Origin of the sequence: Desulfosarcina ovata subsp. ovata, assembly GCF_009689005.1 — a bacterium.
Lineage (GTDB): Bacteria > Desulfobacterota > Desulfobacteria > Desulfobacterales > Desulfosarcinaceae > Desulfosarcina > Desulfosarcina ovata.
Genome location: NZ_AP021879.1, coordinates 385,697 through 400,626, shown reverse-complemented (window position 1 = coordinate 400,626; position 14,930 = coordinate 385,697). Strand labels below are relative to the sequence as shown.

General features: G+C 56.1%; 13 protein-coding genes. 2 read left to right on the top strand and 11 right to left on the bottom strand.

The window, feature by feature from the left end:
- Positions 1–25 precede the first annotated feature (25 nt).
- The 9 genes from GN112_RS01885 to GN112_RS01845 all read right to left on the bottom strand — a co-directional run bounded on the left by GN112_RS01885 (position 26) and on the right by GN112_RS01845 (position 12,268).
- Complete coding sequence (locus tag GN112_RS01885) at positions 26–787, bottom strand: sulfite exporter TauE/SafE family protein (RefSeq protein WP_155308670.1); 762 nt, start codon at positions 785–787, stop codon at positions 26–28.
- The gene (locus GN112_RS01880; RefSeq protein WP_155308669.1) at positions 784–1,407 is read right to left on the bottom strand and encodes a HAMP domain-containing protein; all 624 of its coding nucleotides are present in this window, start codon (positions 1,405–1,407) and stop codon (positions 784–786) included. The genes GN112_RS01885 and GN112_RS01880 overlap by 4 nt, the downstream gene beginning before the upstream one ends.
- Complete coding sequence (locus tag GN112_RS01875; RefSeq protein ID WP_155314098.1) at positions 1,404–2,357, bottom strand: AAA family ATPase; 954 nt, start codon at positions 2,355–2,357, stop codon at positions 1,404–1,406. The genes GN112_RS01880 and GN112_RS01875 overlap by 4 nt, the downstream gene beginning before the upstream one ends.
- A 48-nt stretch (positions 2,358–2,405) precedes the next feature.
- Positions 2,406–3,872 (bottom strand): response regulator, encoded by a 1,467-nt coding sequence (locus tag GN112_RS01870; RefSeq protein ID WP_155308668.1) that lies wholly within the window; start codon positions 3,870–3,872, stop codon positions 2,406–2,408.
- Positions 3,873–3,898: 26 nt separating this feature from the next.
- A complete protein-coding gene (locus GN112_RS01865; protein ID WP_162458734.1) occupies positions 3,899–7,483 on the bottom strand; it encodes a chemotaxis protein CheA in 3,585 nt (1,194 codons plus the stop codon).
- Between the two features lie 48 nt (positions 7,484–7,531).
- Positions 7,532–7,885, bottom strand: coding sequence for a response regulator (locus GN112_RS01860; protein ID WP_155308666.1), 354 nt, complete (start codon positions 7,883–7,885; stop codon positions 7,532–7,534).
- 93 nt (positions 7,886–7,978) lie between these two features.
- The gene (locus tag GN112_RS01855) at positions 7,979–8,509 is read right to left on the bottom strand and encodes a chemotaxis protein CheW (RefSeq protein WP_155308665.1); all 531 of its coding nucleotides are present in this window, start codon (positions 8,507–8,509) and stop codon (positions 7,979–7,981) included.
- 15 nt (positions 8,510–8,524) lie between these two features.
- Positions 8,525–9,760, bottom strand: coding sequence for a chemotaxis protein CheB (locus tag GN112_RS01850; protein ID WP_155308664.1), 1,236 nt, complete (start codon positions 9,758–9,760; stop codon positions 8,525–8,527).
- A gap of 42 nt (positions 9,761–9,802) precedes the next feature.
- The gene (locus GN112_RS01845) at positions 9,803–12,268 is read right to left on the bottom strand and encodes a methyl-accepting chemotaxis protein (RefSeq protein ID WP_155308663.1); all 2,466 of its coding nucleotides are present in this window, start codon (positions 12,266–12,268) and stop codon (positions 9,803–9,805) included.
- 357 nt (positions 12,269–12,625) lie between these two features.
- Here GN112_RS01845 and GN112_RS01840 point away from each other — a divergent pair, with 357 nt between their 5' ends.
- A complete protein-coding gene (locus GN112_RS01840; RefSeq protein WP_155308662.1) occupies positions 12,626–13,387 on the top strand; it encodes a dimethylarginine dimethylaminohydrolase family protein in 762 nt (253 codons plus the stop codon).
- A gap of 108 nt (positions 13,388–13,495) precedes the next feature.
- Here the strand turns inward: GN112_RS01840 and GN112_RS01835 are convergent, their stop codons facing one another.
- The gene (locus tag GN112_RS01835) at positions 13,496–13,858 is read right to left on the bottom strand and encodes a DUF190 domain-containing protein (RefSeq protein WP_155308661.1); all 363 of its coding nucleotides are present in this window, start codon (positions 13,856–13,858) and stop codon (positions 13,496–13,498) included.
- Between the two features lie 18 nt (positions 13,859–13,876).
- Positions 13,877–14,254 carry a fluoride efflux transporter CrcB gene (gene crcB, locus GN112_RS01830; protein ID WP_155308660.1) on the bottom strand — a complete coding sequence of 126 codons (378 nt, stop codon included), beginning with the start codon at positions 14,252–14,254 and terminating at the stop codon, positions 13,877–13,879.
- A 176-nt stretch (positions 14,255–14,430) separates the two neighbouring features.
- Between crcB and GN112_RS01825 the strand changes: the two genes are divergently transcribed.
- On the top strand, positions 14,431–14,901 hold the full coding sequence (locus tag GN112_RS01825; RefSeq protein ID WP_155308659.1) for an Lrp/AsnC family transcriptional regulator: 471 nt from the start codon (positions 14,431–14,433) through the stop codon (positions 14,899–14,901).
- Positions 14,902–14,930: the final 29 nt, after the last annotated feature.

Genomic DNA, 14,930 nt, shown 5'->3' with positions numbered 1-14,930 from the left:
GCGTCTCCTTCCTTCGCGCTGCAATTCAATAACTGTTATAGATCAGATGGATTCCGATTAGGGTCAGCAAAAAGACAAACAGCTCCTTCAGGACCCTTTCGTTAATCGTCTCGGTCACCCGCGGTCCAATCTGGCCGCCAATAAGGACCCCCGGCACCGCCCAGGCCAATATTTTCAAATCCGTCGGTGCCCCCATCAGAAGATGCAAGGCCGAACCGGCCACACAGGTTCCGAAAATCGTGACAATACTGGTTGCCACGGCAACTCGCATACGCAGTTTCAGGCGGCTGCGCATGAGTGGGACCAGCCATTCACCAATACTGACGCTGAGCATTCCGCTGGCAGTGGCCAGGCAGGAGACAACTGCGCCATACTGACGGACATGCTTTAGCGGCACGCGGTCCTGCCCTCGCTCAGCGTATCGCTGGCTTGCCGATACAAACAGAAAAGCCGTGGTCAACGTGAGGATACCCAGCGCCAGCTCCAGGTTTGCCGATGACAAACGCCGGGTTAACAGCGCCCCCAAGGCCAGCCCGGGAAGTGTCAGCAACAGAAGAAAACCGGCCAGGGGGAGATCCGCCGCACCTTTGCGAATAAAGGCCATGCTGCCTGATCCCATGCCCGCCGTCTGTACGAGAAGCGACGTAACCACCGCGGTCTCCGGCGGAAGTTGTAGGAACAGGAGAAAAAACGGCATCCACAGAATCCCCCCGCCAATCCCCACGGCCGACACCAGGGTTGCAATCACGACGCCTGCCGGCAGGGCCAGAACCGCCATTGTGCTCATGGTTGGTCGTCCACCGAATAGAGTTTGAAACACTCAATCGCCTGACTGAGGGTCAGCATTTCAGATTCCAGACGAACCAGTTGCCGCTTCATTGGCTGCACGGCTTCAGGGGTAAAGTCCTCCTTGTCGAAAAGCGCCAACGTGCTGCCCGTCACATGGCCGGCCGAATCGCAAACCGATCGGGAAAGCATGACAATTTCTTGCAAGTTGGTGGCCATGTCATCAATTGCGGCCGACAACTGGGAGAGTTCGTTGCGGGTATCGATACCGGCAGTGCCACTCAGGTCTCCGGTATTGATCGCCTTGGACACCTCGATCAGATGCTGCAGGGGTTCTGTGATGGTTTTGATGAACATGGTCAAAACAATGACGACCACTGCCAGAATGACACCCACCATCATCATGGCCTTGTTGCGGATTCGCACCAGCGGGTCGTAGACGTCATCTTGGGACAACTGGCCGCTGGCATAGCGCTGAAAATTCTGCCCAAGGGCTTTTTTCAAGGCCGATGAATGCGTATCGACGACAAATTCCGCAGCCACCAGAAGCGCTGCAAACCCGATCAGCAGGATATAGATAATCATGGTGCGCTGAAGGGAATACTCACTGCGAAAAGTCATGGCGCAGACACGGCTGCCCGATCGGTAGCGACCAAAATCTCCCGGGCCAGCTGGATGTACTGTTTGGCGGCAGGGCTTTTACGGCTGTAATGGATGGCCGGCATGCTCAAAATCTGGGCTTCCTTGAGTTGCCCATCCATTTCAATCAATGTCTCGAAGGTCTGCCCCTGGTACAGACGCTTGATTTTGGAAAGAATCATCTGCGACACCGATGTATCCCGATCCAGCATGGTCAGCAAGACCCGGGATTCGATGAGCGGGTTGGACTTTTTGCGAATCAGTGCGATGAGCCGCAACACCTGATCCACACCATGGGTGGAGAGATAATCACACTGACAGGGGATCAACACCCGTCTAGCGGCGGTAAGGGCATTCAGGGTTGAGAATTCGATGGACGGCGGCGTATCGATCAAAATAAAATCGAATTCTGCTTCGAGAGTCTCCAGCCGGTCTTTGAGCAGGAACTCAAAATCCCGGGAACCGAAATAGTTCTTGTTGAGCAGTACCATATTGCGCCCGGAAGGAAGCAGCCAGACATTTGGATAGGCGGTGGCGACGATAAATTCATCAAGCGGCCGGCTAACTGCTTTCTGGGCATCATAGAATGTCGGCAACTCCCTTTTGCCCAGGCAGAGGCTCAAATTGGCCTGGGCGTCGAAGTCCACCAGAAGCACTTTTTTCCCATACAGGGCCAGGGAAGCGCCAAGGTTGAGGCAGGTCGTCGTCTTGGCAACCCCTCCCTTGCGGTTGCTGATCGCCATTACCGTGTCGTCGGCTTCAGCCTGACGGACCTTTTCCAGATCGATGAAAGTAATCGCCTGGGTCCGCACCGGCCGGTATGCCGAAAAAAGATGACCGCAGACCGAGCAACGGGCGACGAACGTGGATTTTCGGGTGGCATCGTCATCAAGATGAAAACGGGTTTGGCATTGCTGGCACACGATGATCATGGCGCGGTTCCTATCCTTGGCAAAGCAAAATCAGGCATCGTATCAGGCTCAGGGGGCAAACCCGTTCAGTACGGTGGTTACCAGGTCAGCAGGATCGACCTCCGTATCGGCCAGCCCGGCGTCGGCCACTTGATCGAGGGGACCGGCGACCATGGCGGAGGCCCGTGCCGTGAGAATCACCCGGCCACCGGCGTTGCGTACGGCCTCCAATCCGGCATGGCTGCCTGAATCCGCGCCGGACAGCAAAATCACCGCCAGGCGGTTGCCGAAAATTTTTGCAGCAGACACAAGGAGGCTGTCGACAGACATACCGCCATCTGCGCCGGCCGGCGTCATTGGATCGATAACCATCTGATCGTCAACCCTTTTCACGGCAACGGGGCCCGCCTGTCCGCCAACATAACAATTCCCGATGCGAAGAACGGTTTGGCGATGGATGCATGCCGCGGTAAACCCACAACGCTGGGTTAAATACTGGGCCAACGGTTCGTCAAACAGCGGTGGAAGCCCCTGAAGCGCCACCACCGCGCCGCCCACAGCGGCCATGGCCGGAACCAATTCAGGCAAAAGGCGCATCTGGTCCGGGTGTCCGCCTGGACCGGTAACAACAACGGCCAGCCATTGGCAGGCCGCCTCCGCACCTTGACCGCTTACTATCGTGGGAGATGCAGGCTTGTTTAAACGTAAGATCCTGAAATTATCAACCTTTGCCGTGGCGGCAATCGACAGGCGCTTTACCAGCTTCTTCTGTTGAACCAGAATATCCTGATTTCTCTTCGGCTTTCCAATAAAATCGATTGCGCCCAGTTCCAGAAAATTGAAAATCGTCCTTGCCGATCCATCCCCCGGATTGGACATAATCACCACCGGGCATGGTTTTCGGATCATGATATGCTTGATCGTGCTGGAGCCGTCCATCACCGGCATATTGATGTCCAGCATGACCAGATCGGGAGACAATTCTTCAATCAATTGGATGGCTTCGCGCCCGTTTCCGGCCATACCCACGACCTCTAGCCGATTGCTTGAGGTCAGCATTCCGGAAATAATTTTACGCATCATGGGGGAGTCGTCGACAATCAGCACCCGAGTCTTTCCATCGGGGTTCTCGATCCGTTCGCCGCTGGTACGCCCCGCAGGCTCGGATGGGGCCTCGGGTTCTTTTTCATCCTCCCTTCTAGCCGCCTCCATGATCAGGAACTGATAATTTTGTTTGATGGTTCGTGGTGGATGGTCGGAGACCTCAAAGGATTCAAAACTCCCGGTCTGCCAACCCAAAATCTGATAAAAGGCGTCCTCTCCCGTTATCTCCCCGCAGTCGGCGTGGACAATTTCTCCATCAATAATGAAAATGGTTCCCTGGCGGCCACCTTTGTTTACCCGCATACATAAACTGGAGGCAGACAGGCAGCACATCTGGATCAGGTCGTTGAGCTGGATATTCTTCAACGTCCCGGCAAATCCGCTGTCCGCGTCCACGGGCATATTGGTGAACAAAGGCGTTTTGGTTCCCATATCGTAAGGTGTTAATTCATCTCATGTTACAGCACAGCAGCAGCCAATCGTTTTTCCGTCTCCCGCTCTCTGGCCATGACCACCAGTTCATCCACGTTGAGGATCAACGAAATCTTTCCGTCACCCAAAATGGTGGCGCCGGAAAAGCCGCTGCTTTCCTGCAGGTAGTCCTCCAGCGGCTTAATCACCACTTCCTGACGTCCCAGTAGGGCGTCAACGATCAAACCGGTCTGGCCGGTGGTCGCCTTGACGACAACCACAAACAGCCTCTCCTCGTCGTCACCGGCCGACGGGACCGGTATCTTAAGCAGGTCCGTCAGCCTGACCAGCGGCAAGGGCTCCTCATGCAGGTGCATCATCTGGCTGCCATCCACGGTAAAAATCTCACCGCGGTCAATGCGCAAGGTCTCCTCAACCGCACCCAGGGGAAGAGTAAAGTGGCTGTCGCCACAACGGAGCATCAATGCGGGAATGATCGCCAGTGTCAGAGGGATCTTAATTCGGATACGGGTGCCCACATCCTGGCGGGTATCAATGCTCAGCACGCCGTTGATTTTTTCAAGGCTTTGCTTGACCACATCCATGCCCACCCCGCGCCCGGAAGTGTGCGTAATCTGATCGGCCGTAGAAAAACCGGGCAGCATGATCATGTTGATCAATGCCCGCTGGTCCATCTGCTCCAGTGTCTCACGATCAGCCAATTGTTTTTCAATCGCCTTCTGCCGGATCCGCGACAGGTCGATGCCATTACCATCATCCGTAATTTCGACAATCACATTGCTGCCCTCATGGTACGCATTCAGCAACAATGTGCCTTTTCCCGGTTTGCCTTTACGCTTGCGCTCCTCACAAGGCTCGATTCCATGATCGACAGCATTGCGGATAACATGGATCAGGGGGTCTGCCAGCTGTTCGATGACCATGCGGTCCAGTTCTGTCTCCTCACCCTGGAACTGAAGCTGAACTTTTTTATCCGATGCTTTGATAAGGTCATGAACCAATCGCGGATAGCGATTGAAAAGCCGCGATATGGGCAGCATGCGGACTTTCATGACCTGCTCCTGCAGTTCACCGGTAACCCGCCCGAGCACCGTCGTCGCGTCCATGAGACGCGTGTTCAGGCCGGTCAGCAAGCGATGGTCCCCCTTGTCCATGGGAAAACGCTGACCCAGGTAGTGAACCAGGTCGCGCATCTCCTGAAAAATCTGGGTAAAGGAAGACCGGTTGACGACCAGCTCACCGACCTGGTTCATGAGGTCGTCGACCTTTTGGGCATCCACACGGATACTTTTTCTGACCGTGCTGCGGGCAACGAAACCGTCGGTAGCGGGCGCCTCTTCGGAAACTTCCTGCGCTTGGGGCTCCGAAAAATCATTATCCGTCAGCGCAGGAGCATCGGGAGCCGTGGGTGCCTCGGGCAAGGTGGCCTCTTCCGGTGCCCGGGGCCACAATTCCGCTCCGGCATCTACAGCCGCAGACAAGGACGGCATGTCGGCAGACCGGGAGGATTTCTCGACAGGCGTCGCCTGCTCCGCGCCAAACGCGTCCATGATCCCCAAAGGCGCTGCGTCCGAGTCATCGGTACCGGGCCCCGGCATCGGTTCCGCTTCGTTATTCTCACAGGTGAGGAAATTCAGGCCGATGGGGTCATCATCATCCTGCGCATCCACCGGGTCCGGATCAGCGGCGCCATCGTTGCCCATGGCATCAAACGTTTCATCCAGCGTTTTAGAAAGCAGCTCCTCACGGTCATGTTCATTGATGGCGGGTAGCGCCGCCAGCACATCATCAATATCCGCAGATGACCTTGTTTCCAAGTCTGCATGGGCTTCCGCGGGAAGGGGGTCTTCGCAAGGGAGAGAGCGTGCGCGGGTATCAACGGCGGCCAGCGCATCGGCCTTGGGGAAAAGCTGCCGGATACGCTCAATGCTTTCGGTTACACTCGTTGCCAGCGAAAATCCGTCGCCCGTATTGGCGTTTCCGGGCAATGCCGGAACACACCGTTCCACTGCCAGGCGAAGGTCAGCATACACCGCATTCAGCGCATCGTAGCCCATGTAGTTGGCGGTCGACGCCAAGCGTTCCACCTGGTCCCGCAGGGCTGCCTTGGTTTCGGTGTCCGTTCCACCATCCGCCCACCGATCGGCCGTGGCCACCAGTTCATCTAGGCCCGCCACCAGTTGTTCGATAAAGATGTCAAACAGCTCCGTGTCCGCCTCATCGTCATAAACCGGCGTGGCGTCTTGTTCCACCCCCGGCATGGGGTCTTCCATCATCGCCGAGACCCGTTCCAGCAGATCGTCGATCTGTGCCGTTTCCCGGCCGCCGGTCTCCACCTGCTTCACCAGTTCGTCCATCCGGTCCCGGGCATCGATCAGAAGATCAACCGCCACCTTGTCCACCTCAAGCCGGCCCTCCCGAAAACAATCCAGAAGCGTTTCCAGCCGATGGGTCAGCTCGGCAATCCGCTCGAACCCCAGGTACTCGGACGCCCCTTTGATCGTGTGGATCGACCGAAAAATCGCACCCAGCAATTCGCTGTCCGAAGGCGCGGACTCCAGACGCAGCAGGCACCCCTCCAGATCCTCCAGATGCTCGCGGGACTCATCGGCAAAATCCTTGAGCAGAAGCGGATCCCCGGCCGCAAAGTACAGGGACGATGAAGATGCGTCCCGGGCCGGCGGTGCATCGGTATCGTCCATATCCATTTCTAAGGAAAAATCGAGTTCATCATCAATGGATCCCGTCAGGAAGGTACCTGCGGCCTCATTATTTAATGGAGGCGCCTCAATGGTCCTGTCGGGCATCTCGGCATCACCCGGCCATGCCGAGCGTGCACGGGTGTCGATGGCGGCCAGCGCATCGGCCTTGGGGAAAAGCCTTCGGATACGCTCAATGCTTTGGGTCACACTCGATCCCAGAGAAGATTCGTCGTCCGCATTGGCGTTTCCGGGCAATGCCGGATCACACCGTTCCACTGCCAGACCAAGGTCAGCATACACCGCATTCAGCGCATCGTAGCCCATGTAGTTGGCGGTCGACGCCAAGCGTTCCACCTGGTCCCGCAAGGCTGCCTTGGTTTCGGTGTCCGTTCCACCATCCGCCCACCGACCGGCCGTGGCCACCAGTTCATATAGGCCCGCCACCAGTTGTTCGATAAAGATGTCAAACAGCTCCGTGTCCGCCTCATCTTCATAAACCGGCGTGGCGTCTTGTTCCGCCCCCGGCATGGGGTCTTCCATCATCGCCGAGACCCGTTCCAGCAGATCGCCGATCTGTGCCGTTTCCCGGCCGCCGGTCTCCACCTGCCCCACCAGTTCGTCCATCCGGTCCCGGGCATCGATCAGAAGATCCACCGCCACCTTGTCCACCTCAAGCCGGCCCTCCCGAAAACGGTCCAGAAGATTTTCCAGCCGGTGGGTCAGTTCGGCAATCCGCTCGAACCCCAGATACTCGGAAGCGCCTTTGATCGTGTGGATCGACCGAAAAATCGCACCCAGCAATTCGCTGTCCGAAGGCGAGGACTCCAGACGCAGCAGGCACCCCTCCAGCTCCTCTAAATGCTCGCGGGACTCATCGGCAAAATCCTCAGTCAAGGAATGGTCGGTCATGGAACGCTCCCTCTTCATCTATCGTAACCGTCGATCGATACCGGCCCATCACAACTGGGAAATAAGCTCCAGAATCGCTTCGGTTTTATGCTTGTTAAGGTATCCTTTGGCACCGATCTGCTCGGCTTCATGGCTGAATTTATCCTCATCCAGGTTGGAGAGGATAATGATGCGCGCACCGGCATCCTGTTCCAGGATCATTTTGGCGGCGGCAATACCGTCCATGCCGCGCATGGTAATGTCCATGGTGACGATATCCGGCTTCAATGCCGCGTACTGGGCAATGGCATCGTCACCGCTCTTGGCCTCCCCGACAATGGTGTGTCCGGCAGAGCTGAGTGTCTGCTTGATCATTTTGCGCATAATGGAGGAATCATCCACCACCAAGACCGTTTTTCCCATCTGCCCATCCCTTTCACCCGGACCGCACGGCACCCATGCCATGGTGTCAGCCCGGATCGGCATCGGTTCCCCGCCGGACGGTTTCAATGCCGGCTATGCCTCCAGCGGTAATTTCGCCCGTTTCATCGATTTCAGTTTCTTGATCTCATCCGCCATCAGCACACGATTGAAATCCAGAAGAATCAAGAGTTGCTGATCCAATTTGCAAACCCCTTTGATATATCGGCTTCTCAGGCCGGCCACGACGATGTCGGGCGGTGGTTTGATGCTTGCGGCAGGCACGTTCAACACCTTGGTCACCCGGTCCACCACAAACCCGGTGATTCGACCTTCGACAATGAGGATAATAATCCACAACGCCTGGCCATCGACCTTGGGCTTGACCATCAGCTTAAGCCGTTTGCGCAAATCGATTACCGGGATGATGCTGCCCCGGAGATTGATGACCCCTTCCAGGAAATCCGGTGAATCCGGTATGGCTGTGATGGTGACGTCACGAATAATTTCCTGAACGGTGAGAATATCCACACCGAAGCGTTCCTCGCCGATAACGAAACCAACGAGCTGCCGGTTGGCTCCGCTCTCAACGGGCACTTGTTCAGGCTGCGCAAAACGTTCATTCATTGGCGCGTTCTCCTTTTATTCACACATTTCCTGGCAACGCGAATGGATGGCTTGGGCCATCCTTGCACCGGGAAGTACGGTTGGCAGACCATAGCGTTTGACAGCCGATGCGGTGATGTCGCTGCAAAGGCAGGTGTTCGGATCCTGCAGGATGACACACCCGCCGGCCTCCATGATCCGGCCGCTGCCCCTGACCCCATCGTCACCGATTCCGGAGAGCAATACCCCTGCGGCCCGGTCCTTTAGCGTGCCGGCCATGGATGTCATCAGGTGATCCGTGGCATGTTCCGGATCCATTGACGCGTTTTGCCGCAACCGAATGCTCAAATGCTCCGGACCGTCCTGAAGGGTGACCGTTTCAAAAACGGAAACCAGATAACAAGTCCCGGACCGAATGGCCTGTCCATCCGTGGCACGGCTGACGGTCATGGGGCTGTGGGCGTCAAGATACCGGGCAAACGCCTCCACATGCGTGGGCGTTGCGTACAAAACGGAAAGGTAGGCCGCCGGAAGGGCCGGGTTGAGTTTGGGAATCAGTCCCAGCAGCGCCCCATAACTGCCGTAGGTGCTGCCAATGGCAAACACATGCCGACAGGGTGTCCCGTTAACTGATGGTGACGGGTCGTTTTGTTGGGCCAGCCGAAGGTAACGGATGGTATCGACGCCGGCACGGGCGGCATTTTTTACCCGGCTGACAATCAATTCATGTTGGCTTTTCAAATCCTCCTTCAGCAGACTGGATGGCTTTTGGAGGAAATCAACCGCGCCATACCGCAAGGCTTCAAAAGTCGCTTGGGATCCCTGCCCGGTAAGTGTACTGAACATGACCACCGGCGTGGGGCACTTGATCATAATGTGTTTGATGGTGCTCAGCCCGTCCATCACGGGCATATTGACATCAAGGGTGACCACATCCGGCCTGAGCTGCGGTATCAGCTCAAGCGCCTTCAATCCATTCTCCGCCTCTCCCACGACTTTCAACTGATGATCGGCGGCAAAAATTTCTTTGACAATCTTTCGCAACACCGTTGAATCATCGACAATCAGAATGGAAATCGGCGAACCGGTCTCAGGGGCTTCGCTTTCCCCGGGCACCATTCCGGCAAATGCATTGAGTCCGCCATCCAAAGTCGGCCTGGAAATCATGAGCATTTCGCTGCATTGACGGCAAGCAAATGTATGCCGGCCATCGCTCAAGGCATCTCCGTTCAAATCATTCCGGGCTCCGCACTCTTCACAAAAAATGATCATGAGCCTTCTCTTCTCCGCCGCCGCAAACCAATATGGGACAAGTTAGCCGGCCTTCTCTGCATCAATCCGGAAAATGGCAATCTGCCGGGTCAGCTTCAAGGAAAGCTGCCGCAATTCATCGGTAATGCCCACGACCTCACCAGCACCGGCAGCCGTCTGGGTTGCCTGCTCCGCCGATGCATGGGCGATTTCAACGAGGGTCTTTGAGCGCGTTGCCTGAAGGTCGGTGAGTTTTCTCATCTCCTCACTTCGCTCAACCACGCTGCGCATTTCGGCACCCACATCCTCGGCCCCTTTTTCAGCCTTTTTAACCAGATCGGAAATTGTTTTTGATTTGGCAGTCAGCGCTTCAAGCGCTGTCTGGGCGGCTTGACGACGTTCTCCCTGCCGACCGGCCATCCCCGCAATCTCCTCGGCCAGGGCATTTAGACCCTCCATCAGGCTTGCCACATCCCGCGTCTGCTGGTTCAAGGTTTGGGTCATCTCGGAAATATGATCAATGGCCTCGCGGTTAATCTCCCCCCCCTTGGCGATTTTTTCCAGGGCCTCTTCCGAACGCGCGGTCAACCGGGTTCCCTCCTGGACACGGCTGCTCGACTCCTTGATCAGTTGACCGATCTCTTTGGCCGCTTCGGATGAACGCTGGGCCAATTTGCCGACTTCGTCGGCGACAACGGCAAACCCCTTTCCATGAACACCGGCACGGGCAGCCTCAATGGCGGCGTTGAGTGCCAAAAGGTTGGTCTGTTCGGCAATATCGGTGATGACCGAAATAATATCGGTAATTTTGTCTGACGATTCGGCAATGGCCTGCATACCCAGAACGGTTTCCTTTACCGAACCGGCACCTTCCCGGGCGGCCGCCAAAACCTCCTGGCCATGCTGGGTGGCCCGACCGGCCGCCTGGGTCATCTCCGCCACAATGGTATCGATCTGCCCGACGGCCTGGGTGACCTTTACCACCTGCTCGCCCTGGCGCCCTGCCGTGGCCACAACCATGGCACCGGTTTCCCCCATCACATTCACACGTTCACTGGCGATATTGGCTTCCTGAATCTGTTCCGAAGAGGACTGCCCCATCTGGCGCATACCCTCAATCAGGTTCTCGACCCGCCGGTAGGAGAGGTTGGCGGCGTCCCGCTGGGAGTGGGAAAACTGGGCCACTTCACCGGCGGTCCCGCCCATCTGGGTAACGGTTTCCTGGATGATGCCCATCTGACGTTCTTCCTCGGCGGCACGTTCCCTATTGGCCGTTGCCCGCTTGGACACCTCCGCAGAGAAGCTATCGACTTCCGTCGCAGAAACATCCGCAACCTTCAGGGAATCCCGAAGCTCGACAATCATGTTATTGAATTCCTTGGCCATCATTCCGACCTCATCACCGCTGGTGACCGGCACCTGAAGCGTCAAATCACGGTCGGTGGCGACCTTGTTGACGACGCCGGCAATCTCGACGACCGGGCGAGAGATTCCACCGGAAATCAGATAGACGACGGCCAAGAGCCCCAGCAAAGAAATGTTACCAACGATAAGGGTGGCGTAAAGTACCTGGCGGGGCCGCTCGAGCACCTCATACATGGGAATGTTTACCCCCATGCTCCACTGGTTTTCCGCGTCGCCGATTTGGATGGGAACGAAGATATAATCGGTTCTCTGCCCGGTGACTTTTGATACCGAGAAAAAGTTGGCTTCACGCCCTTCCTTGACGCTGTCGATGACCGTTTGGCTGAACCCGTATGCATTCATGGGCTGGCCGACAATGCTGGAATCGGTTCCATGGACAGCAAGGGTGGCGTCATTGGCGACCAAAAACCCATAGCCACTATTGAAAATTTTTATCTGCTCAACAACGGACGTAAATGAGGCAAGCGGAATGTCGATCCCGACAGCGGCAACGATCTTACCGGCAAAACGGACCGGAACGGACAAGATTGTTTTCAGTTCGGTCGCGTCCCCTCTTTTAAACGAAACCGGGTTGGCAACCACGTCCCGACCGGATTGCAACGCGTCCAGATAGTAATCGCCCTTACCGGCAACCGTATAGTTCTCCAACGGTTCGACGTCGATATCACCGGTCAACCGGTTCCAGTAAGGGATATAGCGCCCGCTGGCATCGTGGCCAAAGGCATCCGAAAAGTCGGAATCCTTGCCGTCAAGGGCATTGGGTTCCCAGCAGGTCCATACGGCGAGGAATCCGGGGTTGTCCTGAAGAACCTGCTTGAGGACGCCATCCATCATATCCCGGGGTGGCACGCCCTGCTGTTTCATTCCCTCGAACGCCTGGGCGATGGTATGGGCCGTATCCATGGCACCGCCCAATTGCGCCTGAATCAGGTTGGCATAGCGATAGGCCGACTCACGCGCTTTGTCGAAGGCTTCTTCCTCGGCGATATTTCTCGCATGGAAACCAATGTAGGCAATGGTCACCGCAAAGGCGATCCAGGCGACCGAACAAATGGAAAGCAACAGTTTTGTTCTCAGCTTAAGGTTACGAAACTTTTGAAACATTGAAATTGCCTCCTGACTGGATTAGGATCGGGGATTTTATTAATTAAACGAAATTGCTTGTTCTTGCGCCCGTCTTCCGCGTTGCATCAACGGCCACATACTCCCGGTATGCAACCCTTGATGCGCCTTGAAGACGAACACAAGCCCGGCGCAATTACGGTCAATTCATTTCATCCCCGATCCTTAGCAAAAATGGACGCCTTCCCCAGCGTCATTCTATTCTTTTGATCCGACGACCTTGGATGAATGTGTTTATTTTACCGGACAAGATTGCTATGAATGCCTCTTCGATAACAATTCGATATGTAGCGAGTTGAATATCGGCAAACCGCGAAAATTCATTAGGATAAAAAGTTTATGGTTTTTACCCAAGCCATTACCAGACGGCCAGGCCCGGACATGGCTGCCGGAATCACCACAGCGGACCTGGGCCTTCCCGACCTTGAAGCGGCGCAGATCCAGTTCGACGCCTATGTAAAAACGCTGAGCGACTGCGGTATGTCGGTCATCGTACTCGATCCCCTCAAGGGGCAGCCGGATGCCCATTTTGTCGAAGACACGGCAGTGATCACCCCCGAGGTGGCCGTAATGACCCATCCGGGGGCGTCGGCACGTCAGGGTGAGGTGGATTCCGTTGAACAGGTCCTGGCCGATTTTCGTAAAACCATCCGTATCCAGGCGCCGGGAACCATTGACGGCGGGGATGTTCTGATGATGGGAAATCATTTTCTGATCGGTCTGTCCGACAGGACCAACCCGGAGGGTGCCCGACAGTTGGGCGAAATTGTGGCCGCCTACGGCTACACGTGGACCACGGTTACCGTGGCGGCCGGTCTGCATTTCAAGTCCAGTGTCAACGCAGTGGGTGAGAAGACGGTACTAACCACCACCACCTTTGCCGACCATCCCGCCCTGGCCGGTTTGCGGCGAATCATCGTTTCAGCAGCAGAAGCGTATGCCGGCAATACCCTGTTGATCAACGGCCATCTGATCATGCCGGCCGGTTTTCCCGACACCCGCCACAAACTGGAATCCCTGCAAATGCCGGTTGTCGAGTTAGACACCAGCGAGTTCAGAAAAATGGACGGTGGCCTGACCTGCCTGTCGCTACGGTTCTGAGCCGATGCCCGAGGGTCAGGAAACCGTTGCGCCCTCCCCTGTCCCGGACCGCTGTGGTGGTTCAGGCATACGGATATCGGAAAACAATCAATTCCGGAGGCGTGAACTTTAAGGTTGGTTTTGTACGCCCTTCCCGCCACTCGCGCGATACATGCGCACGCGCGCCTTTTCTACGGTCACAATCCCCTCGGTGATAGCATGGTCGATGGCCTGCAGGAACGTCTCGATCTGCTCCGGCGAATCGATAATTTCGACAACCACGGGCAAATCTTCGGAGAGGCGCAGAATCTTGGTGGTGTGAATCAGGCTGTTGGCACCGAACCCCTGAATACCCCGCAGCACGGTAGCCCCCGCCATCCCGCGGGACCGGGCCTGGCGGACAATCCATTCGTACAGGGGCATGCGGTCATGTTTGTTGGCTTCGCCGATGAATATCCGCAGCAGTTGGCCGTCCTCTTGAATCATGTTCATATTTCCTCCTATTCAGGATCAGATCAGTCGGGAGAGCATGTGGCCGGCGAGAACGGCCACCAACCCCAAAGCCAGGCTGATGCCCACATTCCCGCAAGAGGAAAGCCATTGCCCGTCTTTGGCCAGGTTGAAGGTTTCCAGACCGAAAGTGGAAAAGGTGGTAAAGCTCCCCAATCCACCAACAAAAAGAAACGCCCGCCATTCCGGGGAAAAAAGCTGCCGGCTCTCCATCAGCCCGCCGCCGATACCGATCAGCAGGCAGCCGACAACGTTGACCGTCAAGGTTCCCACCGGGAAAGCGGATGCCTGGGCCAACTGGTGGACCATACCGGCAACAAGGTACCGGAGGATGGCGCCGACACATCCGCCGGCACCGATGATGACCAATTTCAACATGTTCAACTCCTGTAGAAGAGATAGTTGCCTGGAATCTAGACAAAAGTTGGGCGCACTGCAATGCTTTTCTCTTTTCCTCACAAAGGATCGTTCGATATTTTTAAAGAAATTACGAATTATATTCTTGACAAATGTTATTTGTAAGAATATTTTCTCGATCAAAAGGAAATTGACGAATGATTGACGATATCAGTTTAAATATCCTGAAGATCCTGCAACAAAAGGCCCGCATCCCCAATGTGGAGGTCGCCCGGCAGGTGGGCATGGCGCCATCAGCCGTGCTGGAGCGCATCCGCAAGCTGGAAAAGATGGGGTATATCGATGGCTACGAGGTGCGCCTCAATCCCGAACGTTTCGGCAAGAGCCAGGTCGCCTTCATCCAGGTGCACACCAGCGGAAAGACCGAGGGCCAAGGCTTGGTAAAAACCCTGTCAGGGCTGCCCCAGGTCCAGGAAATTCACTATGTTGCCGGCAAGGACAGTTACCTGTTAAAAGTACGCGAAACCGATACCCAGGCGCTGGGACGCCTGATCAGGGAACGCATCGCCCCGATTAAGGGGGTGACCGGCACAACCACCACCATCGTCATGAATACCTTTAAAGAAACGGCCCGGATCCCCATTGACGATCAGGACCTGATTCGCTGACCCATTATCCGCCCCGGCGGGGCACCCAA